A 24933-nucleotide genomic window follows, 5' to 3' on the forward strand; every position below is an offset into this window, starting at 1 on the left:
TTGAGCCACCTCATTATCTGGACCGCGCATTATAGGCGTGGCCACCCCGTATACGGCATACTCCCCGCTTCCCCATGAATGATGGCAAAGTGGAATCGACATGCGCCTGTCCCTGCCCTTGCTGTTTGTCCTGCTGTTGACTGCCTGTGACGCCCGCACCCCGACGCCGGCCGCCGATGCCCTGCTGCCCGATGGCGGCCGCTACCACGGCGAGCTGCTGGATGGCCGCCTGCACGGCGAGGGACGCCTCGAATACGCCAATGGTGCCTTCTACGAAGGCGAGTTCCGCGAGGGCCTGTACCACGGCCAGGGCACCTGGCAGGGCGCCTCCGGCGACACGTACAGTGGCAGCTTCGTCAACGGCCTGTTCCATGGCGTGGGCGTGTTCACCTACGCAGATGGCAGTCGCTACCACGGCGAGTTCGTGGCCGGACGCCTGCACGGCCAGGGCCAGCTGGAAACCCCAGAAGGGCAGTATCGTGGCGAGTTTCGCGACGACCACTACCACGGCCTGGGCCAGCTGGAATGGAGCGACGGCAGCCGCTACCAGGGTCTGTTCAAGGACGGCGAGATCCACGGCCAGGGCGTGCGTCACGACGCCGATGGCGGCCGCTACAGCGGCCAGTTCGAGCATGGCCTGCTGCAGGGCAAAGGCCAGTACCAGGGCGCCGACGGCACCCTGTACATCGGTGAGTTCCGCGACGACCGCTTCCACGGCGCAGGCATGCTGACCCTGGCCTCCGGCGAGCGCTGGAACGGCCAGTTCCGCGACGGCCAGCCCCATGGCCGCACCGAATACAAGAGCCCCGAGGGCAACCAGTACCAAGGCGACGTGGTGGACGGCCGCTTCGACGGCCAGGGCGTACTCACCCTCGCCGGCGGCCAGCGGCTGAGCGGCACCTGGGCACGTGGCCAGCGCCTGTTCGAGGAAGACGGTCAGCCGCTGCCGGACCCGCTGGAGCGCGCGTTGCTGGAACAGGGCCGCCTGCTGCAAGAGGCCCTCGACGCGCTGCCCGGCTCCACCCCAGCGATGGAACTGTACAGCCTGACCCTGGCTGGCGATGGCCAGCAGAGCGTATTCCTGCGTGAAGCCGAAAGCGTTTCGCAGCTGCTGCGCGAACGCTTCGGCGCGCATGGCCAACTGGTCCTGGTCAATCACCGCGACCACCTGACCGATCGCGTGCTGGCCACCCGCGAGAACCTGCGTCGCGCCCTGCAGCGGCTGGCCGAGCGCAGCGGTCCCGAGGACCTGGTGTTCATCCACCTGACCAGCCACGGCTCGCCGGAGCATGCCCTGCAGCTGGAGCTGCCGCGCCTGGAGCTGTTCGATCTGACCGCCGGCGAGCTCAACGAGCTGCTGCTACCGCTGGCCGACCGCTACAAGGTATTGGTGATCTCCGCCTGCTACGCCGGCGGTTTCATCGAACCGCTGCTCGACGAGCGCACCCTGCTGATGACCGCCGCCCGCGCCGACCGTGCCTCGTTCGGCTGCACCGAGGAAAACGAATACACCTACTTCGGCCAGGCCCTGTATGCCGAGGCCCTGCAGGAGACCGATGACCTGGAGGCGGCCTTCACCCTGGCCTACGAAGCGGTGTCGGCCCGCGAGCAGGCGGAAGGTCACGAGCCGTCCGAGCCGCAGCTCGGCCCGGCCTCGGCCGTGCTGGATCACTGGCGGGCCTACGTGCGCCAATTGCGCGGCGAGCCGGAAGAAGAGGCGCTGGAAGTGGACACCCTGTAGCACCATTTGCCCGGCCGCAGCGCCGGGCGCATCATGGCGGCCTTCTAACACCGCCACGAGAGCACCCATGAGCCGCACCCTGATCGACGCCCTGGAACAGGCCGACATGCTGGAAGTCGAGGGCCTGCACGCCTTCGAGTTCGACCTGTACGAAGTCGAGGCCGACGATGATATCGAACTGGAAGTCCGCGCCCTGGAAGGCAAGCAGCAACTGTGCTGGGCCTTCAACCACGCCGAACTGCTGGCCGCGCGCTACGACGAAGAGCAAGACCTGTGGGTGGTGACCCAGGACGGCAAGGAGTACTGGGTGCGCTGCTACGACGCCTACGGCGCGGAAGGCGACGACGCCTGATCCGCAGGCGTCAGCGACCAAGGTAGAGCGGCCGGCGTTTTCCCGGCCACCGTCGTGCGGGTGGCCCAGATAGCCCGGTCTCAGAAGCGCAGCGACAGTGCCAGCGAGGTCGCGGTGGCCGTCACCTCGGAGCGCCGCGCGCCAGCCATTTGCATCATGCCGCTCTCCTCGACGAAGTCCGCATAGTCATCGGCCGAGCGGACGTTGAGGGTGTAGTCGAGCGCCACCTGCGGCCAGTTGTAGCCGAAGCCCACCCCCAGCTGCGCGCCGCGGAAGCGCTCCTTGTCATCGACATCATCGCCCGCCAGGCCGATGCGCTCGTCGAACACCCCCAGCGCCACGTAGTACTTGAAGCCCTCGCCCTTCAGGTTGGCGCCGATCAACAGCTGGGTGTCGTAGCCGGTCACTTCCAGCTCGTCATCCACATCCCAGGCTGCGCCGTAGATGCTGCCGCGCACCGCCACGTTGTCGCTGAAGGCGGCGGTGCCGACGATGGAGCCACCCGTGAAATCCATGGTGGTGACGTGGGTGGCATCCACATCGATCCAGTACAGCGAGCCGCCGATGGAGAACATCTTGTCGCCTGCGGCGGCCTGCGCCACGCCGCTGCACAGGGCGATAACGCCCGCCAGACCCAGAACCGCTACCTGCCTGCCCATGACTACTCCCTGATGATCCCTGTGGTTGGATGCCGCTGCCGGCTTTTTACCGGCCAAATGCCATGATGGCAACCGCGCGCACAGGACTTGTGACACACCCGGCGGCCGGTCCATGCTCAGGCCACCTCCAACCCGCCCCTGGGGATTGCCATGAACCTCTACGAACGCTACCTGCTGCCGCACCTGATCGATTACGCCTGCGGCATGAGCGAGGTGATGAAACTGCGCAGCCAGCTGGTGCCGCAGGCGCAGGGCGAGGTGCTGGAGATCGGCATCGGCACCGGGCTGAACCTGGGCTTTTACGATCCGGCGCGGGTCAACCGCATCGTCGGCGTCGATCCGGCGGCGCAGATGCAGGCGATGGCGCAGCGGCGGGCGGCGGGGATCGGCATTCCGGTGGAAATGCTGGCCCTGGAGCTGGGGCAGATCCAGGCGCAGGACGATCGCTTCGACAGCATCGTCTGCACTTTCACGCTGTGCAGCATCCCCGATGTGGCGGCGGCGCTGGAGGAGATGCGCCGGGTGCTCAAGCCCGGCGGGCGGCTGCTGTTCGCCGAACACGGCCTGGCGCCGGATGCCCGGGTGGCGCGCTGGCAGGGGCGCTTGACGCCGTGCTGGAAGCCGCTGGCCGGCGGTTGTCATCTGGACCGGGATATTCCGCGCCTGCTCAAGCGCGCCGGCTTCGCCATCCGCGAGCTGGACAGCGGCTACCTGAAGGGCCCGAGGCCGATGACCTATGTGTATCGGGGCTGGGCCGAGGCCGGTTAGCGGCTGCGATGGTGGACAAGAAAGACGTTGTCCACCCTACAGGTGTCGTGAACGTAGGGTGGTTCGCACTGCATCGAGCCACCACGCGTGCCGCAGGCGCGCCTCGCCGGCGCGACGGTGGACAAGGAAGGCGTTGTCCACCCTACGATAGGGCTTCAGCCGCGCCCGTTCCCATTCCCATTCCCCCGCACATCCAGCGCATCCACCAGCCCGGCGGCGATGGCCATGCCGACCAGCGCCGGTAAATGCTCGGCCTGCATGCGCTTCATCACCCGCGAGCGGTACAGGTCGACGGTCTTGATGCTGACCCCCAGCTGCTCGGCGATCTCGCGGTTGGTGTAGCCCTGCACCAGCGGCAGCAGCACGTCGCGCTCACGCGGCGTCAGGCTGGCCAGGCGCTCGCGCACCGCGTCGAGCCCGTTGCCTGGCGTGGCGCGGCTGAGGGCCTGCTGCACGCTGTCGAGCAGCAGCTGCTCGTTGTAGGGCTTCTCGATGAAATCCACTGCGCCGGCGCGAAAGGCGCGCACCACGATGGGCACGTCGGCGTGGCCGCTGACGAAGATCACCGGCAGGTCCAGGCCGCGCTGGCGCATGGCCTCCTGCACATGCAGCCCGCCCATGCCCGGCATGCGCACGTCGAGCAGCACGCAGGCGTGGGGCGACGGCGCGCAGGCATCGAGGAAGGCCTGGCCGCTGGTGAACGGCAGCGCCTGGATGCCCACCGATTCCAGCAGCCAGACGGTGGAATCCAGCATCCCCGGGTCATCGTCCACCACATACACCCGTTGTTCCTGTGGCTTCATGGCCTGTTCCCTGTCTCGTTGTGGTTATCGCGCAGCGGCAGGCGGCATTCCAGACACAGGCCGCCCTGCGCGCCGGGCCGTGCCTCCAGCGCGCCGCCGAAGCCTTCGACGATGCTGCGGCTCATCGACAGGCCCAGCCCGAGGCCGTCCGGCTTGCTGGTGAAGAACGGCGTGAACATCTGCGCCAGCCGCTCGGCGTCCGCGCCGGGGCCCTGGTCCTCGACCCGCACGCACAGCTCGCCGGGCTGCAGGGCGGTGCTCAGCACGATGTGCGAGGCGGCCCCGGCATGTCGCTCGCGGTTGGCGTCGATGGCGTTGCGCAGCAGATTGAGCAGCACCTGTTCGAGCAGCACCGGATCGGCATAGGCCGGCGGCAGATTGTCATCCATTCGCTCGTCCACCGTCACCTGCGCCTGCGCCGCCTCCCAGGCGCACAGGCGCACGGCCTCGCGCGCCACCTGCGCCACGTCGAGCGCCTGCATGCGCCGCTGGCCCTTGCGCAGGAACGCGCGCAGGCGGCGGATGACTTCGGACGCGTGGTTGGCCTGTTCGGTGATGCGCGCCAGCCCCTGGGCGATGCGCTCGGCGGCCTGCGGGTTGCTGTCCAGCGACTGCAGGTAGCGCTGGCTGGCGCCCGCGTAGTTGACCACTGCCGCCAGCGGCTGGTTGATCTCGTGGGCGATGCCCGAGGCCAGCTCGCCCAGGGTGACCAGCCGCGCGGTGTGCGCCAGCTCGTCCTGGTGGCGACGCTGCTGGGCCTCGCGCAGTTCGCGCTCGGTCATGTCGCGGGCCACCAGCGAGTAGTAGCGCTCGCCGCTGGTCGGTCGGTGCGCCAGCAGCACCAGCGATACCGGCAGCGAGGGGCCGTCGCCCTGCGGCTGCAGGCGCGCCTCGCCACTCCACACGCCGCGCTGTTCGGCACCTTCGCGACCTTCGCCGCGCAGGCGCCGCAAGTCCTCGGCGCCGAGCAGCGCCTCCAGCGCGGGCAGCTGCTCGCCCACCACGCCCAAGGCGCGGCGCGCCGCCGGATTGAGGTAGGTCAGCCGCCCCTCGGCGTCGACGAACATCACCAGGTCGGTGTTCACCTCCACCACCTCGGCCAGCCGTCGACGGTTTTCCTCGGCCTGCACCCGGGCGGTGATGTCGCGGGACACGGCGACCACCTCGACCACCTGGCCGGTGTAGGTTTCGCGGATCGCCCGGCAGGCGGTCTCGAACCACAGGAAATGACCATCGCGATGGCGCACGCGGTAGGTCATGGTGTGGTAGCCGTCCTGCTCCAGGGCGCTGCGTGCGCGTTCCACCAGCTGGCTCAGGTCCTGGGGGTGGAACAGCGCGCGCGCCGGCGTGCCGCGCAGTTGCTCCGGCCAGTAGCCGAGCAGCGTCCAGCTGGCCGGCGAGGCATCGAGGAAGCGGCCGTCCAGGGTGTGGCGGGAGATCAGGTCGGTGGTGTTCTCGGTGATCAGCCGGTACAGGCGCCGCGCCCGCGCCGCCTCGCGGCCGGCGCGCACCTCGGCGCTGGCGTCGCGACAGCGCGCCAGCACACGGCCGGCCGCAGGCTCGGGCACATAGCTCCACAGCAGGATGCGCTCGCCGGCGCTCGCCTCGACGCCCTCGATGGCCCGGCGCTGGGCCAGGCAGGCGCGCACCAGCTGCACATGGTTGACCGGCAGCACGCGCTCGGCGGGCTGGCCGCCGAGCAGCCACTGCCAGGCGCTGTTATGGCCCAGCGGCTCGGCGGCGCCGTCCAGCAGCAGCGCCGGCTGCGGGTCGGCGTCCAGCCAGGGGGGGCTCGATGGCTGACCGACGGCGTTGGCCAGCAGGCTGCGCAGCAGGGCCAGCGCCAGCTCCAGCGCCGGATCACTGCCCTCCCCCACGTGCAGCAACAGCAGGCCGGGCTGCCCCGGCAGCAGGCTCAGGGACACCGCCAGGCCCTGCTCGACGCCGGCGCGGCGCAGGCGGCCGGCCAGCCAGCAGGGCACCTGGCGCAGCTCGGCCAGCGACAGCCGCGTCTGCCGCTGCAGGAGGGTGTGCAGCGGCTGATCGCTGAGGGTCAGCGGATCGTCCGCCGCCGGTGGCAGGCGCCCGCCGCAGACCGGGATATAGCTGCCACTGGCCGGCTGCCAGGCCAGGTACCAGGCCGCCCGCACCGGCGGGCAGCCGCGCAGCAGCTCGCACAGCGCCGCCGCGCATTCGGCCAGCGGGCGCTGTTCGCCCACCCGGCGCAGCAGCAACTGTGACTGCAATTCGAGCGCCTTCATCTATTCGAGATCCGATCTAGTAGAACCACTATAAAACCTTGGTTTATATACCAATCCACCTACGCGCTCTCTATAAGTAAAGCCAGCTTGCAGAAAGGTACGGGCCCGCGCTGTCACACACAGCAGAGGCCCCGACCCGGCAACTCATAACCAGAGCCAACAATCAGCCGCAGGTAACGTGCATGTCCATCTTCGAACAGGGCCTGGCCCGCTCCCCCGTCAACCACATCGCCCTGTCGCCGCTGAGCTTCATCGAGCGCACGGCCGCCATCTATCCGCATTACCCGGCGGTTGTCCACGGCTCCATTCGGCGCAACTGGGCCGAGACCTATGCGCGCTGCCGCCGCCTGGCCTCGGCGCTGGCCGGTCGCGGCATCAAGAAGGGCGACACGGTGGCGGCGATGCTGCCGAACATCCCGGCCATGCTCGAAGCGCATTTCGGCGTGCCGATGATCGGCGCGGTGCTCAACACCCTGAACGTGCGCCTGGACGCCGAAGCCATCGCCTTCATGCTGCAGCACGGCGAGGCCAAGGCGCTGATCACCGACCGCGAGTTCCATGAGGTGATCCGCGCCGCCGTGGGCATGCTCGGCCGGCCGATCCTGGTGATCGACGTGGACGACCCCGAATACGGCGAGGGCGAGGCAGTCAGCGAGCTGGACTACGAGGCCTTCCTCACCGAGGGCGATCCGGAGTTTGCCTGGCAGTGGCCGGACGACGAGTGGCAGGCGATCAGCCTCAACTACACCTCCGGCACCACCGGCAACCCCAAGGGCGTGGTCTACCACCATCGCGGCGCCTACCTGAACGCGCTGGGCAACCAGATGACCTGGTCGATGGGCATGCAGCCGGTCTACCTGTGGACTCTGCCGATGTTCCACTGCAACGGCTGGTGCTACCCCTGGACCGTCACCGCGCTGGCCGGCGTGCATGTGTTCCTGCGCCGGGTCGACCCGCAGAAGATCCTCAACCTGATCCGCGACGAGCAGGTCACCCACCTGTGCGGCGCGCCCATCGTGCTCAACGCGCTGGTCAACATGCCGCAGGAGGCCAAGGCGGCCATCGACCACCCGGTGCACGCCATGGTCGCCGGCGCTGCGCCGCCGGCCAAGGTGATCGGCGCCGTGGAGGAAATGGGCATCAAGGTCACCCACGTGTATGGCCTCACCGAGGTGTACGGCCCGGTCACCGTGTGCGCCTGGCATGGCGAGTGGGACGAGCTGAGCCTGGACGAGCGCGCGCGCATCAAGGCCCGCCAGGGCGTGCGTTACCCGACCCTGGAAGGCGTGATGGTCGGCGACCCGAAGACCCTCGAACCGGTGCCGCGCGACGGCGAGACCATCGGCGAGATCTTCATGCGCGGCAACACGGTGATGAAGGGCTACCTGAAGAACCCCACCGCCACGAAGGAAGCCTTCCACGGCGGCTGGTTCCACACCGGCGACCTGGCCGTGTGCCACCCGGACGGCTATGTGGAGATCAAGGACCGCCTGAAGGACATCATCATTTCCGGCGGCGAGAACATCTCCACCATCGAGGTCGAGGGCGTGCTGTACCGCCACCCGGACGTGCTGGAAGCCGCCGTGGTAGCCCGTCCCGACGAGAAGTGGGGCGAGACGCCCTGCGCCTTCATCACCCTCAAGGCCGGCCACGCGGCCAGCCAACAGGACATCGTCCAGTTCTGCCGCGAACACCTGGCGGCCTTCAAGGTGCCGAAGACCGTGGTCTTCACCGCGTTGCCCAAGACCAGCACCGGGAAGATTCAGAAATACGTGCTGCGTGACATGGCCAAGGCCCTGTAACGCGTCACTCCGGGCGGCCGCGCCGGTCGCCCCGTTTCAGCCCGTTTCACAACAACAACAAGACGGCCGCGCCTCGCGCCTGGCCGACGGAGACTTCGCATGCAACTGATTCATCGCAAGGACGGCGCCGAGCAGCCGTTCTGGGCCTTCGGCCCGTTCAAAATCCGCCTGCCGTTCGTTCACTACCGCTGGGAAACCGCGGAGATGCTCCAGGCGCTGATCATGTTCGTGGTCAGCCTGGGCATGATTCCGCTGCTGCAGAAATTCCTCGGCCTGCCCTACGACGTGGCGCTGGCCTACGTGGTGGTGTGCGGCATCGGCTTCATGCTGCCGGCGCTGCTCGGCGTGCCGCTGGTGCCGGGCTGGATCACCCCCGGCATTCCGGTGGTGCTGCTGTTCCTCGGCAACTTCGAGCCGGGCCCACAGGCCATCCAGGCGCTGTTCGCCCTGCAGTTCCTGGTGTTCGTGATCTTCCTGTTCCTCGGCATCACCCGGCTGGGCAGTGTGCTGGTGCGGCTGATCCCCAACTCCATGAAGGGCGGCATCATCATCGGCGCCGGCATCGCCGCGCTGATCGGCGAGATCGACGCCGGCGGCCGCCTGGCCAACACGCCGATCTCGCTGGTGCTGGGCAGCCTGATCTGCCTGTACCTGATGTTCTCGGTGTCCTTCAAGGGCCTCACCGAGCGCGTGCCGTTCGCCCGCAAGATCGTCAACTACGGCATGGTGCCGGGCATGCTGGTGGCCATCTTCATCGGCATCGCCGTCGGCGAATACAACATGCCGGACGTGAAGTGGGGCATCACCGCGCCGGCCTTCGGCGAAATGTGGAATTACCTGCCGTTCAGCGTCGGCTTCCCGGACGCCCAGGTGTTCCTGCTGGCCGTGCCGACCGCGATCATCGCCTACGTGATCGCCTTCGGCGACATCATCGTCGGCCAGTCGCTGATGCAGCGCGCCGATGAGCTGCGCACCGACGAGAAGATCGACAACAACGTCGACCGCATCCACCTGGTGACCGCCATCCGCAACGCCCTGCACGCCTTCTTCGCGCCCTACCCGGGCCTGGCCGGCCCGCTGTGGACCGCGGTGGCCGCAACCATGGCCGAGCGCTACAAGTACGGCCGCAAGGCGATGGATTCCATCTACAGCGGCGCCGGCACCTTCTGGATCACCGGTTTCATCGCGCTGTTCATCCTGCCGCTGGTGAGCTTCTTCCAGCCGGTGCTGCCGATCGCCCTGTCGCTGACGCTGATCCTCACCGGCTACATCTGCCTGATGGTCGGCTTCGAGCAGCTCAACAACAACACCGAGCGCGGCATCGCCGGCACCATGGGCGTGGTACTCGCCGTCTACGGCGCGGGCTGGGGCCTGGCCGCCGGCGCGGTGCTGTACATCCTGGTGGAGCGCACCCACCTGCTGAAGTTCGCAAGCAGCAAGGATTCTGTCAGCGGCTCCCCTGATCAGGGCGCCCCCGCCCCCAAGGCCGACTGACCCTTGGGCCGGCGCCTCAGCGCGCCGGCCCCGTTTTATCCCCTGACGCCGCAGGCTCCGTGCCTGCGGCGCGCCATCGAGGATCCCGTGATGACCGACTACACCGCCCCGCTGCGCGACATGCGCTTTGTCCTGCACGAACTGCTGGAGGCGCCCGCCCTGTGGGCGCGTCTGCCCGCCCTGGCGGAAACCGTGGATCCGGACACCGCCGACGCCATTCTCGAGGAGGCTGCCAAGGTCTGCGGCCAACTGATCGCGCCGCTCAACCGCAGCGGCGACGAGGAAGGCGCGCAGTGGCGCGACGGCCAGGTGTCCACGCCGGGCGGCTTCCGCGAGGCCTACGCCACCTACATCGAAGGCGGCTGGGTCGGCCTGGGTGGCAACCCCGCCTGGGGCGGCATGGGCATGCCCAAGAGCCTCGCCGTGCAGGTGGAGGAAATGCTCTACGGCGCCAACTCCAGCTTCGCGCTGTATTCCACGCTGACCTCCGGCGCCTGCCTGGCCATCGACGCCCACGCCAGCGAAGCACTGAAAGCCCGCTACCTGCCGCCGCTCTACGAGGGCCGCTGGGCCGGCTCCATGTGCCTGACCGAAGCCCACGCCGGCAGCGACCTGGGGCTGATCCGCACCCGCGCCGAACCGCAGGCCGATGGCAGCTACGCGGTCAGCGGCAGCAAGATCTTCATCACCGGCGGCGAACAGGACCTCACCGAGAACATCATCCACCTGGTGCTGGCGCGCCTGCCGGACGCCCCGGCCGGCCCGAAGGGCATCTCGCTGTTCCTGGTGCCCAAGGTGCTGGTCAACGACGACGGTTCGCTGGGCGCGCGCAACCCGGTGCACTGCGGTTCCATCGAACACAAGATGGGCATCAAGGCCTCGGCCACCTGCGTGATGAACTTCGACGGCGCCACCGGCTGGCTGGTCGGCGAGCCCCACAAGGGCCTGGCGGCGATGTTCACCATGATGAATTACGAGCGCCTGTCCATCGGCATCCAGGGCATCGGCTGCGCCGAGGCCTCCTACCAGAACGCCGCGCGCTACGCCCTCGAACGCCTGCAGGGTCGCGATGCCGCCCAGGCGAGCGGCGCCGTGGCCGATCCGATCATCGTCCACCCGGACGTGCGCCGCATGCTGCTGAGCATGAAGGCGATGACCGAGGGCGGCCGCGCCTTTGCCGGCCATGTCGGCGAGCAACTCGACCTCAGCAAGTTCAGCGACGACGCCGAGGAACGCGCGCGCGCCGCCGCCCAGGTGGCGCTGCTCACCCCGGTGGCCAAGGCGTTCTTCACCGACAGCGGGCTGGACAGCTGCGTCCACGGCCAGCAGGTGTTCGGCGGCCACGGCTACATCCGCGAATGGGGCCAGGAGCAACTGGTGCGCGACGTGCGTATCGCGCAGATCTACGAGGGCACCAACGGCATCCAGGCGCTGGACCTGCTGGGCCGTAAGGTGGTGGCCGATGGCGGCGCCGCGCTGCGCCAGTTCACCGCGCAGATCCGCGCCTTCGCCGAGCAGCCCGGGGCGCCCTACGCCGCCGAGCTGCGCGACGCCGTGCAGCGCCTGGAAGCAGTCAGCGACTGGCTGCTGGCACAGGCCGGGCAGGACCCGCACGCGGTCGGCGCCGCCGCCGTGGAATACCTGCACCTGCTCGGCTACACCGCCTACGCCTGGTTGTGGGCGCGCATGGCGCAGCTGGCCGCCGAGCGCCGCGCCAGCGACGAGGCCTTCTACAGCGGGAAGCTGGCCACCGCCGCGTTCTTCTTCCGCCACCTGCTGCCGCGCACCCTCGGCCTGGAAGCGAGCATCCGCGCCGGCAGCGCCGCGCTGTTCGGGGAGGGCTTCGCGACCAAAGGCTGATGGTTGGATCGGCGAGAAACCACCACCATTCAGTCACTTGCGCGACGCATCCCCTCGCTTTCGGTGTCGCGCTTTTTTATTCCGCTGCCCCGCGTGCGGGCGGCAGCAGGCCAGGAGAATAACAACATGCGAACCCTGACCACTCTGCTGGGCAACAGTCAGAAACTCGATGGCGGCGCCATGTTCGGCAACGCCCCCAAGGCGCTCTGGGAGCGCTGGATGCAACCCGACGAGCAGAACCGCATCGACCTGGGCTGCCGCGCGCTGCTGGTGCAGGAGCCCGGACGCAACATTCTGGTCGAGTCCGGCATCGGCGCCTTCTTCGCCCCGGAGCTCAAGCAGCGCTTCGGCGTGCAGGAAGACCGTCACGTACTGCTCGACAACCTGGCGGCGGTCGGCCTCAGCCATGAGGACATCGACCTGGTGGTGCTCACCCACCTGCACTTCGACCACGCCGGCGGCCTGCTCGCCGCCTGGGAAGAGGGCCAGCCGCCGCGCCTGCTATTCCCCAACGCGCGCTTCCTGGTCGGCAAGCGCCAGTGGAAGCGCGCCCAGCACCCGCACTCGCGCGACCGCGCCTCGTATATCCCCTCCCTGCTGACGCTGCTGGAAGACAGCGGTCGTCTGGAACTGATCGACGAAGCCCCCGACTGCGCGCAGCTCGGTGAAGGCTGGCGCCTGCACTGGAGCGATGGCCACACCCCCGGGCAGATGCTGCCGGAGATCGCCATGCCCAACGGCCCGGTGCTCTACCCCGGCGACCTGATCCCCGGCGCGCCCTGGGTGCACCTGCCGATCACCATGGGCTACGACCGCTTCCCGGAAGGCCTGATCGAGGAGAAGGAAATGCTCCTTGAGCGCATGCTGCTCAACAACGGCCGCCTGGTGTTCACCCACGACCCCAAGATTGCCATCGGCCGCGTGGTGCGCGACGGCAAGGGCAAGTACGGCCTGGCCGACGCCACGGGGGAAGTGGTGGGCGTGAGCGCCTGATTTCCTGGCGCGGCCGAAGCCGCGTCCGGCGGGCAAGAACGGCGTTCTCCAGGCCCGTAGGGCGGACAGCGCTTTCCTGTCCGCCGACAGGTGCCCGACCGCAGCCGCGCCCGGCGGACAAGAACGACGTTGTCCGCCCTACGAGTCCCTGCAGGGCGGCAACGCCGGCGCCCTACCCCACCAACGCCTGCAGCTCCTCGCCGCTCAGGGTTTCCTGCTCCAGCAGGCGCCGCGCGCTGCGTTCCAGCTGTTCGCGGCGCGCCTTGAGCAGCTCGACGCTGCGCTCGAAGGCCGCCTGCACCAGCGCCTGCACTTCCTCGTCGATGGCCGTGGCGGTGCTTTCCGCGTACTCGCGGCGCGGGCGCAGGCCGTACAGCTCGTTGCCGAGATAGGGGTTCGGCTCGCTTTCCAGCGCCAGGTGGCCGAGGCGTTCGGACATGCCGTAGCGGGTGACCATGGCGCGGGCGATGTCGGTGGCCTTGACCAGGTCGTCCGCCGCGCCGGTGGACAGCTGCGCGAACACCAGCCATTCGGCGGCGCGCCCGCCGAGCAGCACGGACATCTTGTGCTCCAGCTCCTCGCGGGTCATCAGGAAGCGGTCCTCGATGGGCCGCTGGATGGTGTAGCCCAGCGCGCCCATGCCGCGCGGGATGATCGATACCTTGTGCACCGGGTCCATGCCCGGCAGCGCCATGGCCACCAGCGCGTGGCCCATCTCGTGGAAGGCCACCACCTCGCGTTCTTTCGGGTTGAGCAGGCGGTTGCGCTTTTCCAGCCCCGCGACGATGCGTTCGATGGCCGCGTTGAAGTCCTGCATTTCCACCGCGGCGGCCTTGCGCCGGGTAGCCAGCAGGGTGGCCTCGTTGACCAGGTTGGCCAAGTCGGCACCGGTGAAGCCGGGGGTCAGTTCGGCAATCACCTGCGGATCGACGTCCGGCGCCAGTCGCGACTTCTTCAGGTGCACGCCGAGGATCTGCACGCGGCCGACCTTGTCGGGGCGGTCGACCAGCACCTGGCGGTCGAAACGCCCGGCGCGCAACAGCGCCGGGTCGAGGATTTCCGGGCGGTTGGTGGCGGCCAGCAGCACCAGGCCGCTGGAGGTGTCGAAGCCGTCCAGCTCGACCAGCAGCTGGTTGAGGGTCTGCTCCTTCTCGTCGTGACCGCCGCCCAGCGGTCCGGCGCCACGCGCGCGGCCGAGGGCGTCCAGCTCGTCGATGAAGATGATCGCCGGCGCCTTGGCGCGCGCCTGCTCGAACAGGTCGCGGACCCGTGCGGCGCCGACGCCGACGAACAGCTCGACGAACTCCGAGCCGGAAATGGAGAAGAACGGCACCCCGGCCTCGCCGGCCACCGCGCGGGCCAGCAGGGTCTTGCCGGTGCCGGGCGGGCCGACCAGCAGCACGCCCTTGGGCAGCCGGCCGCCGAGCCGGCCATAGGTCTCGGGATCGCGCAGGAAGTCGATGATTTCCTGCAGCTCGTCCTTGGCCTCGTCCACCCCGGCGACGTCGGCGAAGCTGACCTTGATGTCGGTCTCCACGTAGACCTTGGCCTTGCTCTTGCCGATCTGCATCATGCCGCCGCCCATGCCGCTGCCGATGCGCCTGAGCAGAAACAGCCAGATGCCGAAGAACAGCACGGCCGGAATCACCCAGCCGGCCAGGTCGCGCAGGAAAGTGCTTTCCACCTTGCCGGCGAAGCGCACCGGGTACTGCGCCAGGTGCTCGGCCAATTGCGGCTCGACGCGATTGGTGACGAACTGGCGCTGGCCGCCGGCCAGCGGCGATTTGAGGGTGCCCTCGATGCGGCTGTCGGTGACGGCGATGGCTTCGATGCGCCCGGCCTTCAGGTGTTCTTCGAACTCGCTGTAGGGAATGGTCGCCACCTGCTGCTGCATCGCCAGCAGGTACTGGATGCCCATGAAGGCCAAAATGGCCAGCAGCCAGTAGCCCATGTGGAACTGCGCTTGCTCTTTCACCGCTCGACTCCCTGTATGACTCGTGCCCGGATTATCGGCGCTGCCTCGGCGGGCGGTGCCGACTCAGGTCAATCCTCGCTGACCAGATGGTGCTCGCCCCAGCGCGGCAGCAGGTCCTGGGGCACGCCCAGGCAGTTGAGGATGCGCGCCACCACGAAGTCCACCAGGTCCTCGACGGTCTGCGGCTGGTTATAGAAGCCCGGCGAGGCCGGCAGGATGGTCACGCCCATGTTCGACAGCTTGAGCATGTTCTCCAGGTGGATGCTGGAGTACGGCGCCTCGCGCGGTACCAGGATCAGCTGGCGGCGTTCCTTGAGGGCCACGTCGGCGGCGCGCTCGATAAGGTTGTTGCACGCGCCCGTGGCGATCGCCGACAGGGTGCCGGTGCTGCACGGCACCACCACCATGGCCGCCGGCGCGCCGGAGCCGGAGGCCACCGGGGCCATCCAGTCTTCCTTGCCGTACACGCGGATCTGCCCCGGCGCGGCGCCGGTGTATTCGGTGAGAAACGCCTGCATGGCCTGCGGCTTGGCCGGCAGCACCACGTCGGTCTCGGTGGCCAGCACCAGTTGCGCGGCCTTGGAGATCAGGAAATGCACCTCGCGCTCTTCCTGCACCAGGCAGTCGAGCAGGCGCAGGCCGTACTGGGCGCCGGAAGCGCCGGTCATCGCCAGGGTGATGCGTTGGGGGCCGGTCATGTTGCCTTCCTCGTGGGTTGGTTACGGCGGCTTCTCCCCTCTCCCTTGACGGGAGAGGGGCCGGGGGAGAGGGTGGATTCTCGGTGCATCGCCCCCTCTCCCTAACCCTCTCCCGCGAGGGGAGAGGGAACGTCCGTGCGCCGCTTCACTCCGCCAGCGCCTTGGCCAGTTTGCCGTGCAGGCCGCCGAAGCCGCCGTTGCTCATGATCACCACCTGGGTGCCAGGCGCCACCTGTGATTTGACCCGGGCGATGATCGCCTCCAGCGAATCGCAGACCACCGCCGGCACCGGGCAGGCGGTCGCCGTGGCGCCCAGATCCCAGCCGAGATTGGGCGGCGCGTACCAGATCACCTGGTCGGCCTGGGCCACGGACTCCGGCAGGCCGTCGCGGTGCGCGCCCAGCTTCATGGAATTGGAGCGCGGTTCGATCACCGCCACGATCGGCGCGTCGCCGACCTGCTTGCGCAGGCCGTCGAGGGTGGTGGCGATGGCGGTCGGGTGGTGGGCAAAGTCGTCGTAGATCGTTACGCCGTTTACCTCGGCGATCTTCTCCATGCGCCGCTTGACGCTCTGGAACCGGCTCAGCGCCTCGGTGCCCACTGCACCCACCACGCCCACATGCCGCGCCGCCGCCAGGGCGGCCAGGGCGTTGTCGACGTTGTGGCGACCGGTCAGCGTCCAGTTCACCTCGCCCTGCGACTCGCCCTGGAACAGCACCTCGAAGTGCGAGCCGTCCTCGGCCAGCAGGCGCGCCCGCCAGTCGCCGCCCGCGCCGGTGGTCTGCACCGGGGTCCAGCAGCCCATGCCCAGCACGCGCTCGATGGCCTGCTCGGTGGTGGGATGGATGATCAGTCCCTCGCCGGGAATGGTGCGCACCAGATGGTGGAACTGTCGCTCGATGGCCGCCAGGTCCGGGAAGATGTCCGCGTGGTCGAATTCCAGATTGTTGAGGATCGCCGTGCGCGGCCGGTAGTGGACGAACTTGGAGCGCTTGTCGAAGAAGGCGCTGTCGTATTCGTCGGCCTCGACCACGAAGAACGGCGTGCCGCCCAGGCGCGCCGACACGGCGAAGTTCTGCGGCACGCCGCCGATCAAAAAGCCCGGCGCCATGCCGGCGTGTTCGAGGATCCAGGCCAGCATGCTGCTGGTGGTGGTCTTGCCATGGGTGCCGGCCACCGCCATCACCCAGCGACCCTGCAGCACGTGGTCGGCCAGCCACTGCGGGCCGCTGGTGTAGGGCAGGCCCTGGTTCAGCACGTACTCCACCGCCGGGTTGCCGCGCGACAGCGCGTTGCCGATCACCACCAGATCCGGCGCCGGCTGCAGATGCTCGGGCAGGTACCCCTGCATCAGCTGGATGCCCTGGGCTTCGAGTTGGGTGCTCATCGGCGGGTAGACGTTGGCGTCCGAGCCGGTGACATGGTGGCCGAGTTCCTTAGCCAGCACCGCCAGCGAACCCATGAAGGTACCGCAGATGCCGAGAATGTGGATGTGCATGGAAGTCCTCAACGAAGCAGGCGCGAAGAAATGCCGGCGAGGGTAGCACGCCGCCCCGACCAAGGTCTCAGGGCACCGCCAGGGCGCTGGACTAGGCTTGCTGGATCGCTCACAGCAACGAGCCAGGAGGCCCGCCATGCGTTACGCACACCCCGGCAGCGAAGGCGCCATCGTCACCTTCAAGTCCCGTTACGGCAACTACATCGGCGGCGAGTTCGTGCCCCCGGTGAACGGCAACTACTTCACCAACACCTCGCCGGTCACCGGCGGGCCGATCGCCGAATTTCCCCGCTCCGACGCCGCCGACATCGACAAGGCGCTGGACGCCGCCCATGCCGCCGCCGACGCCTGGGGCCGCACCAGTCCCCAGGAGCGCGCGCGGGTGCTGCTGAAGATCGCCGACCGCATCGAGCAGAACCTCGAGGTGCTGGCCGTCACCGAAACCTGGGACAACGGCAAGGCGATGCGCGAGACCCTCAACGCCGACATTCCGCTGGCCGCCGACCACTTCCGCTACTTCGCCGGCTGCATCCGCGCCCAGGAAGGCACCGCGGCGGAAATCGACGCCAGCACCGTGGCCTACCACATCCGCGAACCGCTGGGCGTGGTCGGACAGATCATCCCGTGGAACTTCCCGATCCTGATGGCCGCCTGGAAGCTCGCCCCGGCGCTGGCCGCCGGCAACTGCGTGGTGCTCAAGCCGGCCGAGCAGACGCCGTTGGGCATCACCGTGCTGATGGAGCTGATCGGCGACCTGCTGCCGCCCGGCGTGCTCAACGTGGTGCAGGGCTTCGGGCGCGAGGCCGGCGAGGCGCTGGCGAGTAGCAAGCGCATCGCCAAGATCGCCTTCACCGGCTCCACGCCGGTGGGATCGCACATCATGAAGCGCGCCGCCGAGAACATCATTCCGAGCACCGTGGAGCTGGGCGGCAAGAGCCCGAACATCTACTTCGAAGACATCATGCAGGCCGAACCGGCCTTCATCGAGAAGGCCGCCGAAGGCCTGGTGCTGGGCTTCTTCAACCAGGGCGAGGTGTGCACCTGTCCGTCGCGGGCGCTGGTGCAGGAATCCATCTACGCGCCATTCATGGAGGCGGTGATGAAGAAGGTCGCGCAGATCAAGCGCGGCGACCCGCTGGACACCGAGACCATGGTCGGCGCGCAGGCCAGCCAGCAGCAGTACGACAAGATCATGTCGTACCTGCAGATCGCCCGCGAGGAAGGCGCCCAGGTGCTCACCGGTGGCGACGCCGAACGGCTGCAGGGCGACCTGGCCGGCGGCTATTACATCCAGCCGACGCTGCTCAAGGGCGACAACCGCATGCGGGTGTTCCAGGAGGAGATCTTCGGCCCGGTGATCGGCGTGACCACCTTCAAGGACGAGGCGGAGGCGCTGGCGATTGCCAACGACACCGAGTACGGCCTCGGCGCCGGGGTGTGGACCCGCGACATCAACCGCGCCTGGCGTATGGGGCGCGGCATCAAGGCCGGCCGGGTGTGGACCAACTGCTACCACCTCTACCCGGCGCACGCGGCGTTCGGCGGCTACAAGAAATCCGGCGTCGGCCGCGAGACCCACAAGATGATCCTCGACCACTACCAGCAGACCAAGAACCTGCTGGTGAGCTACGACATCAATCCGCTGGGGTTCTTCTAGGGCGGATTCGGGGCGGCCGGCGCTTTGCCGGCCGCCATCTTGCGGTTGCCAGGCAGGCCGCGATGCTCGCGGCCATGGCGGCTGAAGCCGCGAGCTTCTGGGTTCGGCTTGCAGGGCAACATAGAATCTCCCTCAGGGTTCCGGTGAACCGTTGCCTATGAACAGGGACATCACCCACCAACTGAACGCCCTGCACCACCAGGGCTTCGCCCTGCTGCCCGGCGTGCTGGATGCCGGGCAGGTCGCCGCCGCGCGCGCCGCCATCGACGGCCTGCAACCCATCCACTGGGACTACCAGGGCCTGGTCGACGACCACTACAAGTGCGTGTTCAACCGCGCCCCCTTCTGGCTGGCGTACCTGGACCTGCCCGGCGTCATCGAGCTGGCCGAGGCGGCGCTGGGCGAGGACTGCCACATCATCGGGCAGACCGCCTGGCGCAGCCATCCAGGCTTCGTCGGCGCCGAGCTGCATGTGGATCATCTGGTCATGGAACTGCCGGAAGCGCTGCTGGCCGACCCGGCCTTCACGCTGCCGATGCAGATCTGCACGGCGATGATCTACCTGGACGACATCGACCGCGACCTGTGCCCGACCCTGGTGATTCCCGGCAGCCACAAGGCCGGACGCAAGCCGCATCCCGGTGAAGAAAGCTGGCATGGCCGCACCGCCGAGCCCGTGCTGTGCCAGGCCGGCGATGTGCTGATGCTGCGCAGCGAGCTGTGGCACTCCGGCAGCCGCAACCGCACGGCGGATCGCAGTCGCTACCTGCTGCAGGTGCATTACGGCCGGCGCATGGTGGCGCAGAAGTTCTCGCCGTACCTGCAGTTCCGTTTCAACCCGCAGGTGCTGGCCGCCGCCACACCGCGCCAGCGCCGGCTGCTGGGCGAGCATGCCCCGGCGGAGTATGACTAGGGCGTACACCTCGGTGGCCAACGCGATGCGTTGACCACCCCGGTTATGCCCAGCGCCGCGTTATCTCCGTTGCGACCGTAGGGCGGTCAGCGTTTTCCTGGCCGCCGCTGGGGCCGCACAGGGCTGGCGAACGAAGTGGATGCCGGCGGGAGACTTCCGCCCGCGCCCATGGTCCAATCGGCACTTTCCTTCAAGCGGAGCCGTTCCATGGCCGTTGTCACCCGACTGCTCGCCAGCCTTGCGCTGCTGGGCCTGCTCACCGCCTGTGCCTCGCTGGCGCCGCGCGATCCCCTGCACATTGACCTGGCCGGCCTGGAGCCGTTGCCCAGCCAGGGCCTGGAGGCACGCTTCAACCTGAAACTGCGGGTGCAGAACCCCAACGAGCGGGCGGTGGATTACCAGGGCGTGGCGCTGGAACTGGAGGTCAATGGCCAGCCGCTGGCCAGCGGGGTGAGCGCCCAGCGCGGCCAGGTGCCGCGCTTCGGCGAAGCGATCATCGAGGTGCCGGTAACCATCTCGGCCTTCTCGGCCCTGCGCCAGACCTGGGGCCTGGCGGGCTACCAGCCGGGACAGGGATTGCCCTATGTGATTCGCGGCAAGCTGGCCAGCGGGCTGGTGGGCACCACGCGATTCACTACGCAGGGGCAATTGCGCTGGCCGGAGCCGGCAGGGGTGCGCTGACCGGGGGTTACAGCACCAGCTTTTCCAGATAGGCGGCCAGGGCCTCGATATCCGCCGGGGTCAGCTGCTTGGCGATCGGCATCATCACCGAGCTGGCGCGCCGCGGGTCGCCGTCGTGGAAGCTGGTCAGCGCGCGGCGCACGTACTCACCAGGTTGGCCGGCCAGCCGCGGGGCGTCTTCCTTGCCCTCGGCCCGCATGCCGTGGCAGGCGATGCAGGTGCCCTGGAACACGCGCTCGCCCTGCATGCGCAACTGGGCATCCACGCTGCTGGCCGAGGGCTTGACCTGCTGCTGGCTGAAGTACACGGCGATGTCCACCTGCTCGTCGACCGTCAGCTGCTTGGCCAGCTTGCTCATCACGAAATCGTTGCGCTGGCCGTTGGCGAAGGTGTCGAACGCCTTGAACAGGTAGATGGGGTTCTGGCCGGCCAGGTTGGGAATGTAGTCACGCTTGCTGTTGCCGTCCTCGCCGTGGCAGTAGCCACAGAACCGCACCCGCTCGAACCCCGAGTCGTAGGCCTGCTGGCGCAGGATCGGATCGTTCATCAGTTGCTGGAAGCGGGCCAGGGCCGCCTCGTTGGCGGATACGAGCGGAGCGACGCAGAGAAGCAGGGCAAGCAAGGGTGATCGCATGAGGGCAGGACCTCGGCTGGTGAATGGCAACCTGACGGCGGCGAGACTATAGGAACAAACCCGACCGACGACCCGACACAAATCAATGAAACGCCTCGGGAGACGGACAGGCCGATCAGTCAGCGCGCTGTGTATCACATTGTCAGTGCCATTGGATTGGCATCACCGCGGGACCGCTTGCCGCACGGCGGGGAGAAACCCTATACAATCCGCGGCTTTATCACGACCCGACCCCGAGGAGACGCCCATGAGCGGCCTGCCCCCCTGCCCGCAATGCGGTTCCGAATACACCTACGAAGACGGCGCGCAGCTGGTCTGCCCCGAGTGCGCCCATGAGTGGAGCGCCAGCGCCGACGCTGCCCCAGGCGGCGACGGCGAGCGCGTCATCAAGGATTCGGTGGGCAACGTCCTGCAGGACGGCGACACCGTCACCGTCATCAAGGACCTGAAGGTCAAGGGCTCGTCCTCGGTGGTCAAGGTCGGCACCAAGGTGAAGAACATCCGCCTGTGCGACGGCGACCACGACATCGACTGCAAGATCGACGGCATCGGCGCCATGAAGCTGAAGTCGGAGTTCGTGAAGAAGGTGTAAGCACGCCTGAACCTGTGGGAGCGAATTTATTCGCGAGCTTTTATGCCAAAAGCATCGCGGACAAGTCCGCTCCCACGGTTGGCGGCCGAAACCGCCCTACTCCGCAAACAGATCCGGCCCGAACACCTCGTAATGGATGCGCCCCTCGGGAATGCCGAGGTTCTCCAGCGCGTCGTGCTGCAGGCGCATGAAGGGGATCGGCCCGCAGATGTAGTAGTCGGCATCCGGCAGCAGAATCTCGTCGCGGATCGCTTTCACGTCCACCAGGCCCGGGTGGTCGTAGTCCCTCCCCTCCACGTCCTCGGCCAGCGGCTCGTTGTAAAAGACAAGCACCTTGAAATTCGCGTGCTCGCGCTCCGCCTGGCGCAACCGGTCGCGCATGGCATGCACCCGGCTGTTGCGCGCGCCGTGCACGAACACGACCTGGCGCGCCGGCTTCTGCAGCGCGGTCTTGAGCATGCTGACCATCGGCGTCAGCCCCACCCCGCCGCTGATCAGCACGATGGGCGTGTGCGCCTCGACATCGATGTGGAAGTTGCCGTAGGGCGGTGACACCTTCAGCTCGTCACCCACCTGCACATGATCGTGCAGCAGGCAGGACACCTGTCCCGGCGGCTGGCCGGGTTCGGCTTCGCGCTTCACCGAGACGCGGTAGGTGCGGCCGTTGGGCATGTCCGACAGGCTGTACTGGCGAATCTGCTGCAAGCCCAGCGTCGGCACCTGCACGGCCAGGCTGATGTACTGGCCGGGCTGGAAGTTCGCCAGCGGCCCGCCGTCGGCCGGCGCCAGCACGAACGAGGTGATCACCTCGCTCTCCGGGTTCTTCTCCTGCACCACGAAGGTGCGCCAGTCGTTCCAGCCGCCGGTGTGGTTGGCGCTTTCCTCGCGCAGGCGACGCTCCATGCCGGTCAGCAGATCGGCCAACTGGCCATAGGCCTGCGCCCAGGCATCGAGGATGTCCTGGCTGGCGGCCTCCTGCAGCACGTCCTTGATGGCGCCTAGCAGGTGCTCGCCGACGATGGGGTACTGGTCGGGCCGCACGCCGAGGCTGGCGTGCTTGTGGGCGATGTTCTCCAGCACCGCGGCAAGGGTTTCCGGCTGCTCGATGTTCGCCGCGTAGGCGTACACCGCGCGCGCCAGGGCTTCCTGCTGCTGGCCGCGCTGCTGGTGGGTCATGTTGAACAGGTTGCGCAGGTCGGGATGCGCCTCGAACAGGCGCTGGTAGAAGCGCCGGATGATGGTCGAGCCCTGCTCGGCCAGCACCGGCGCGGTGGCCTTGATGAGGTCCTTGGTGTCCTGGCTGAGCATGTCGCACTCCTGTAGGCGTTTGCCTTAAGCAAAGTGCGGCATGGCGCGGTTGTCAGCCCGATCCGACCGAGGGACCCGCTATTCCTCGCCGAGGCCGTCGCGCGCCTGCGGCGGCTGGCGCAGGGTGCGCCGCGGCGGGTAGGACGGCACCGACGGGAAGCGCGCCGAGGCATAGCGCACCACCAGGATCGCCACGGCCAGCAGCAGGATGGCGCCGGATACGTAGATCACGCCGAGGTCCGGCCGGTGGTGGTGGGAAATGTCGGAAATCATCAGGCGGGTCAGCGCGGTGATCGCCACATAGATCAGAAAGCGCACCGGCATGTGGTTGGTCTTGAAGTAGATGCCAACCATGGCACCCAGCTCCAGGTAGATGAACAGCAGCAGGATGTCGTCGATGCTCGCCGAGCCCTTGGCCACCATGTCGAGGAAGGCCACCACCGCCGCCCAGGCGGTGATCGCACCGATGGCGAACAGCGCCAGGTAATGGAAGGCCTCGGCCAGCAGGTTGCCGAGCGACTCGGCCAGTTCATGCAGGTTGTTGCGCAGGGTATCGGCCCAGTTCTGTTTCACGGCGTGGCTCCTTGATGGCAGGGCGGCTAGACGAAAGTCGAATGCAGGCAGCATGCCATGTCTTTATGCGCAGCAACCAGCGTCCTGGGGGTTTGCAGCGTGATGGCAAATCCCTATACTGGATAAACAAACAGTATCCAACCAACCCTTGGAAGAAGGCAGGAGTGATGAATGGCCGTCGAAGTGGTGTACCGCAGCTCGCGCGATCCGGAGCGTCTGTTCATGGATAAGGCCGAAGCCGATCGTTACGACAAGATGCTCGAGCTGGCCGAGGCGCTGGCCGCGGCGCTGGAGAAGGCCGTGCCCTCGCTCGGCGAGGAGCAGCGCGAGGAAGTGGGCATCTTCATGGCCCGCAACCGCGAGGTGTTCGCCAAGGCCTTCAAGGGCCCGGTCGATCTCTCCGAGCTGAACTACGAGAAGCTCTGAACGGTTTTGCAGAAGGGCCATGGCACCGCCCCGCGACACCCCCTCTCTGTCGCGGCCATGTTTTCCTTCTGCACTTTTATTGGAGCCACCCACCCGGCGGTGGCCAACGCTGCGCGTTCCACCCTACGGCGCGCCCGGCTTCTCCAGCGCCTCCACCAGCGCCTTGAGAAAGCGCGCCGCCTCGCCGCCGGTGATCACCCGGTGGTCGAAGGTCAGCGACAGCGGCAGGATCGGGTGCACCTCCACTTCGTTGCCGCCGGCCACCGGTTCGCGGCGAATGCCACCCGCACCGAGGATCGCCACCTGCGGTGGCACCACCACCGGACTGGCGTAGCGCCCGAACAGCGTGCCGTAGTTGGACAGCGTGAAGGTCGCGCCCATCATCTCCTGCGGCGGAATCGAACGTGCCTGCACGTCGGCGCGCAGCCGCGCCATGCCGGCCCTGAGGTCTTCCGCCGAGCGATTGCCGACATCGCGCAGCACCGGCACGAACAACCCGTCCGGCGTGTCCACGGCGATGCCCAGGTCGAGGGTTTCATGCTGCTTGAGCAGCATTCGGTGCCCGTCGAACCAGCTGTTCAGCCCCGGTTCGACGCGCGCCGCCTCGGCGATGGCCAGGGCCAGGCGCACCAGCGGGTCGCGTGGTTCGGCCCAGCGTTGCAGGTCGGCGTCGCCGAAAATCGTCACCGGCACCACCTCGGCGTGCGCGCGAGCCATGTTCAGCGCCATGCTGCGCCGCACGCCGCGCAGCTTCTCGCCTTCGAAGGCGCCAGCAGAGCCCTGGGCCGCCGTTTCCACGTCGGCTCGAGTGATCAACCCGTCAGGGCCGCTGCCCTGGAGATCCTCCAGGCGCACCTTCAGGCGGTTGGCCAGTTGGCGCACCGCCGGCGTCGCCCGTGGCGCCAGGTGCTCACGGGTGGACGGAGCGGCACCGATGAAAAAGCGATCCTCCTGCGCGTCCGCCGTGCCGCCTTCCAGGCGGCCAACCACCGTGCCGCTGTCGTCCTCGCCTTCGTAGGCCAGCAGCGGTTCACCGACATGCAGGATGTCTCCCGGCGCGCCGAAGGTCTTGACCACCACGCCATCGTAGGGCGCGGGAATGTCGACGATGGCCTTGGCGGTTTCCACCGAGACCAGCAACTGGTCGGCCTTCACGGTCTCGCCGGCCTGCACGTGCCATTCGACGATCTCCGCCTCCTGCAACCCCTCGCCCAGGTCGGGCAACTTGAAGTGCTTCATCGTTGT

22 protein-coding genes are annotated in these 24933 nt (G+C 68.0%); 12 read left to right on the forward strand and 10 right to left on the reverse strand.

The annotated features are described in order from the left end of the window. Nucleotides 1–100 precede the first annotated feature (100 nt). Nucleotides 101–1741 carry a C13 family peptidase gene (locus PT85_RS09425; RefSeq protein WP_039606518.1) on the forward strand — a complete coding sequence of 547 codons (1641 nt, stop codon included), beginning with the start codon at nt 101–103 and terminating at the stop codon, nt 1739–1741. A gap of 67 nt (nt 1742–1808) precedes the next feature. Then, a complete protein-coding gene (locus PT85_RS09430) occupies nt 1809–2093 on the forward strand; it encodes a DUF5629 family protein (RefSeq protein WP_027590944.1) in 285 nt (94 codons plus the stop codon). Nucleotides 2094–2173: 80 nt separating this feature from the next. On the opposite strand, the gene PT85_RS17495 is transcribed toward PT85_RS09430, so the two are convergent. After that, on the reverse strand, nt 2174–2752 hold the full coding sequence (locus PT85_RS17495; RefSeq protein WP_052237648.1) for an outer membrane beta-barrel protein: 579 nt from the start codon (nt 2750–2752) through the stop codon (nt 2174–2176). Nucleotides 2753–2902: 150 nt separating this feature from the next. Here PT85_RS17495 and PT85_RS09440 point away from each other — a divergent pair, with 150 nt between their 5' ends. Further along, complete coding sequence (locus tag PT85_RS09440; RefSeq protein ID WP_039606519.1) at nt 2903–3520, forward strand: class I SAM-dependent methyltransferase; 618 nt, start codon at nt 2903–2905, stop codon at nt 3518–3520. 155 nt (nt 3521–3675) lie between these two features. On the opposite strand, the gene PT85_RS09445 is transcribed toward PT85_RS09440, so the two are convergent. Next, nucleotides 3676–4323 carry a response regulator transcription factor gene (locus tag PT85_RS09445; protein WP_039606520.1) on the reverse strand — a complete coding sequence of 216 codons (648 nt, stop codon included), beginning with the start codon at nt 4321–4323 and terminating at the stop codon, nt 3676–3678. Beyond that, entirely contained in the window at nt 4320–6584 is a 2265-nt protein-coding gene (locus tag PT85_RS09450) for a PAS domain-containing sensor histidine kinase (RefSeq protein WP_039606521.1), read from the reverse strand. The genes PT85_RS09445 and PT85_RS09450 overlap by 4 nt, the downstream gene beginning before the upstream one ends. A 182-nt stretch (nt 6585–6766) precedes the next feature. Between PT85_RS09450 and PT85_RS09455 the strand changes: the two genes are divergently transcribed. The 4 genes from PT85_RS09455 to PT85_RS09470 all read left to right on the forward strand — a co-directional run bounded on the left by PT85_RS09455 (nt 6767) and on the right by PT85_RS09470 (nt 12733). Further along, complete coding sequence (locus tag PT85_RS09455) at nt 6767–8386, forward strand: acyl-CoA synthetase (protein WP_039606522.1); 1620 nt, start codon at nt 6767–6769, stop codon at nt 8384–8386. 99 nt (nt 8387–8485) lie between these two features. Beyond that, the gene (locus tag PT85_RS09460) at nt 8486–9880 is read left to right on the forward strand and encodes a solute carrier family 23 protein (RefSeq protein ID WP_027591833.1); all 1395 of its coding nucleotides are present in this window, start codon (nt 8486–8488) and stop codon (nt 9878–9880) included. 90 nt (nt 9881–9970) lie between these two features. Further along, nucleotides 9971–11740, forward strand: a complete 1770-nt coding sequence (locus PT85_RS09465; RefSeq protein WP_039606523.1) for an acyl-CoA dehydrogenase C-terminal domain-containing protein — start codon at nt 9971–9973, stop codon at nt 11738–11740. A gap of 126 nt (nt 11741–11866) precedes the next feature. Continuing rightward, nucleotides 11867–12733 (forward strand): MBL fold metallo-hydrolase, encoded by an 867-nt coding sequence (locus PT85_RS09470; RefSeq protein ID WP_039606524.1) that lies wholly within the window; start codon nt 11867–11869, stop codon nt 12731–12733. A gap of 172 nt (nt 12734–12905) precedes the next feature. Here the strand turns inward: PT85_RS09470 and ftsH are convergent, their stop codons facing one another. The 3 genes from ftsH to mpl form a co-directional block, all read right to left on the reverse strand. Continuing rightward, entirely contained in the window at nt 12906–14708 is a 1803-nt protein-coding gene (gene ftsH, locus PT85_RS09475) for an ATP-dependent zinc metalloprotease FtsH (RefSeq protein ID WP_039606525.1), read from the reverse strand. A 68-nt stretch (nt 14709–14776) separates the two neighbouring features. Beyond that, on the reverse strand, nt 14777–15406 hold the full coding sequence (gene ubiX / locus PT85_RS09480) for a flavin prenyltransferase UbiX (protein WP_027591829.1): 630 nt from the start codon (nt 15404–15406) through the stop codon (nt 14777–14779). 145 nt (nt 15407–15551) lie between these two features. After that, a complete protein-coding gene (gene mpl, locus PT85_RS09485; protein WP_027591828.1) occupies nt 15552–16904 on the reverse strand; it encodes a UDP-N-acetylmuramate:L-alanyl-gamma-D-glutamyl-meso-diaminopimelate ligase in 1353 nt (450 codons plus the stop codon). A gap of 136 nt (nt 16905–17040) precedes the next feature. On the opposite strand from mpl, the gene exaC reads away from it, so the two are divergent. The 3 genes from exaC (at nt 17041) to PT85_RS09500 (ending at nt 20155) form a co-directional block, all read left to right on the forward strand. Then, nucleotides 17041–18561, forward strand: a complete 1521-nt coding sequence (exaC, locus tag PT85_RS09490) for an acetaldehyde dehydrogenase ExaC (RefSeq protein ID WP_039606526.1) — start codon at nt 17041–17043, stop codon at nt 18559–18561. 157 nt (nt 18562–18718) lie between these two features. Further along, on the forward strand, nt 18719–19474 hold the full coding sequence (locus PT85_RS09495; RefSeq protein ID WP_039606527.1) for a phytanoyl-CoA dioxygenase family protein: 756 nt from the start codon (nt 18719–18721) through the stop codon (nt 19472–19474). A 207-nt stretch (nt 19475–19681) separates the two neighbouring features. Continuing rightward, the gene (locus tag PT85_RS09500) at nt 19682–20155 is read left to right on the forward strand and encodes an LEA type 2 family protein (protein WP_027591825.1); all 474 of its coding nucleotides are present in this window, start codon (nt 19682–19684) and stop codon (nt 20153–20155) included. A 7-nt stretch (nt 20156–20162) separates the two neighbouring features. Here the strand turns inward: PT85_RS09500 and PT85_RS09505 are convergent, their stop codons facing one another. Continuing rightward, entirely contained in the window at nt 20163–20789 is a 627-nt protein-coding gene (locus PT85_RS09505) for a c-type cytochrome (protein ID WP_027591824.1), read from the reverse strand. A 247-nt stretch (nt 20790–21036) separates the two neighbouring features. On the opposite strand from PT85_RS09505, the gene PT85_RS09510 reads away from it, so the two are divergent. Beyond that, nucleotides 21037–21381 carry a zinc ribbon domain-containing protein YjdM gene (locus tag PT85_RS09510; RefSeq protein WP_039559488.1) on the forward strand — a complete coding sequence of 115 codons (345 nt, stop codon included), beginning with the start codon at nt 21037–21039 and terminating at the stop codon, nt 21379–21381. 96 nt (nt 21382–21477) lie between these two features. Here PT85_RS09510 and hmpA read toward each other — a convergent pair whose 3' ends face one another. Both hmpA and PT85_RS09520 read right to left on the reverse strand, forming a co-directional pair. Next, nucleotides 21478–22689 (reverse strand): NO-inducible flavohemoprotein, encoded by a 1212-nt coding sequence (gene hmpA, locus PT85_RS09515; protein ID WP_039606528.1) that lies wholly within the window; start codon nt 22687–22689, stop codon nt 21478–21480. A gap of 78 nt (nt 22690–22767) precedes the next feature. Then, complete coding sequence (locus PT85_RS09520; RefSeq protein WP_039559485.1) at nt 22768–23262, reverse strand: phosphate-starvation-inducible protein PsiE; 495 nt, start codon at nt 23260–23262, stop codon at nt 22768–22770. Nucleotides 23263–23433: 171 nt separating this feature from the next. On the opposite strand from PT85_RS09520, the gene PT85_RS09525 reads away from it, so the two are divergent. After that, complete coding sequence (locus tag PT85_RS09525; RefSeq protein ID WP_027591163.1) at nt 23434–23688, forward strand: YebG family protein; 255 nt, start codon at nt 23434–23436, stop codon at nt 23686–23688. A 123-nt stretch (nt 23689–23811) separates the two neighbouring features. Here the strand turns inward: PT85_RS09525 and PT85_RS09530 are convergent, their stop codons facing one another. Then, nucleotides 23812–24927, reverse strand: a complete 1116-nt coding sequence (locus PT85_RS09530) for a dihydrolipoamide acetyltransferase family protein (protein ID WP_027591164.1) — start codon at nt 24925–24927, stop codon at nt 23812–23814. Nucleotides 24928–24933: the final 6 nt, after the last annotated feature.

The organism is Pseudomonas flexibilis (assembly GCF_000806415.1).
Taxonomy (GTDB): Bacteria; Pseudomonadota; Gammaproteobacteria; order Pseudomonadales; family Pseudomonadaceae; genus Serpens; species Serpens flexibilis.

Bases quoted from the DNA above. Each gene is read 5' to 3' on its own strand.
- PT85_RS09425 (WP_039606518.1), top strand. From the start codon at position 101: ATGCGCCTGTCCCTGCCCTTGCTGTTTGTCCTGCTGTTGACTGCCTGT.
- PT85_RS09430 (WP_027590944.1), top strand. From the start codon at position 1,809: ATGAGCCGCACCCTGATCGACGCCCTGGAACAGGCCGACATGCTGGAA.
- PT85_RS17495 (WP_052237648.1), bottom strand. From the start codon at position 2,752: ATGGGCAGGCAGGTAGCGGTTCTGGGTCTGGCGGGCGTTATCGCCCTG.
- PT85_RS09440 (WP_039606519.1), top strand. From the start codon at position 2,903: ATGAACCTCTACGAACGCTACCTGCTGCCGCACCTGATCGATTACGCC.
- PT85_RS09445 (WP_039606520.1), bottom strand. From the start codon at position 4,323: ATGAAGCCACAGGAACAACGGGTGTATGTGGTGGACGATGACCCGGGG.
- PT85_RS09450 (WP_039606521.1), bottom strand. From the start codon at position 6,584: ATGAAGGCGCTCGAATTGCAGTCACAGTTGCTGCTGCGCCGGGTGGGC.
- PT85_RS09455 (WP_039606522.1), top strand. From the start codon at position 6,767: ATGTCCATCTTCGAACAGGGCCTGGCCCGCTCCCCCGTCAACCACATC.
- PT85_RS09460 (WP_027591833.1), top strand. From the start codon at position 8,486: ATGCAACTGATTCATCGCAAGGACGGCGCCGAGCAGCCGTTCTGGGCC.
- PT85_RS09465 (WP_039606523.1), top strand. From the start codon at position 9,971: ATGACCGACTACACCGCCCCGCTGCGCGACATGCGCTTTGTCCTGCAC.
- PT85_RS09470 (WP_039606524.1), top strand. From the start codon at position 11,867: ATGCGAACCCTGACCACTCTGCTGGGCAACAGTCAGAAACTCGATGGC.
- ubiX (WP_027591829.1), bottom strand. From the start codon at position 15,406: ATGACCGGCCCCCAACGCATCACCCTGGCGATGACCGGCGCTTCCGGC.
- mpl (WP_027591828.1), bottom strand. From the start codon at position 16,904: ATGCACATCCACATTCTCGGCATCTGCGGTACCTTCATGGGTTCGCTG.
- exaC (WP_039606526.1), top strand. From the start codon at position 17,041: ATGCGTTACGCACACCCCGGCAGCGAAGGCGCCATCGTCACCTTCAAG.
- PT85_RS09495 (WP_039606527.1), top strand. From the start codon at position 18,719: ATGAACAGGGACATCACCCACCAACTGAACGCCCTGCACCACCAGGGC.
- PT85_RS09500 (WP_027591825.1), top strand. From the start codon at position 19,682: ATGGCCGTTGTCACCCGACTGCTCGCCAGCCTTGCGCTGCTGGGCCTG.
- PT85_RS09505 (WP_027591824.1), bottom strand. From the start codon at position 20,789: ATGCGATCACCCTTGCTTGCCCTGCTTCTCTGCGTCGCTCCGCTCGTA.
- PT85_RS09510 (WP_039559488.1), top strand. From the start codon at position 21,037: ATGAGCGGCCTGCCCCCCTGCCCGCAATGCGGTTCCGAATACACCTAC.
- hmpA (WP_039606528.1), bottom strand. From the start codon at position 22,689: ATGCTCAGCCAGGACACCAAGGACCTCATCAAGGCCACCGCGCCGGTG.
- PT85_RS09525 (WP_027591163.1), top strand. From the start codon at position 23,434: ATGGCCGTCGAAGTGGTGTACCGCAGCTCGCGCGATCCGGAGCGTCTG.
- PT85_RS09530 (WP_027591164.1), bottom strand. From the start codon at position 24,927: ATGAAGCACTTCAAGTTGCCCGACCTGGGCGAGGGGTTGCAGGAGGCG.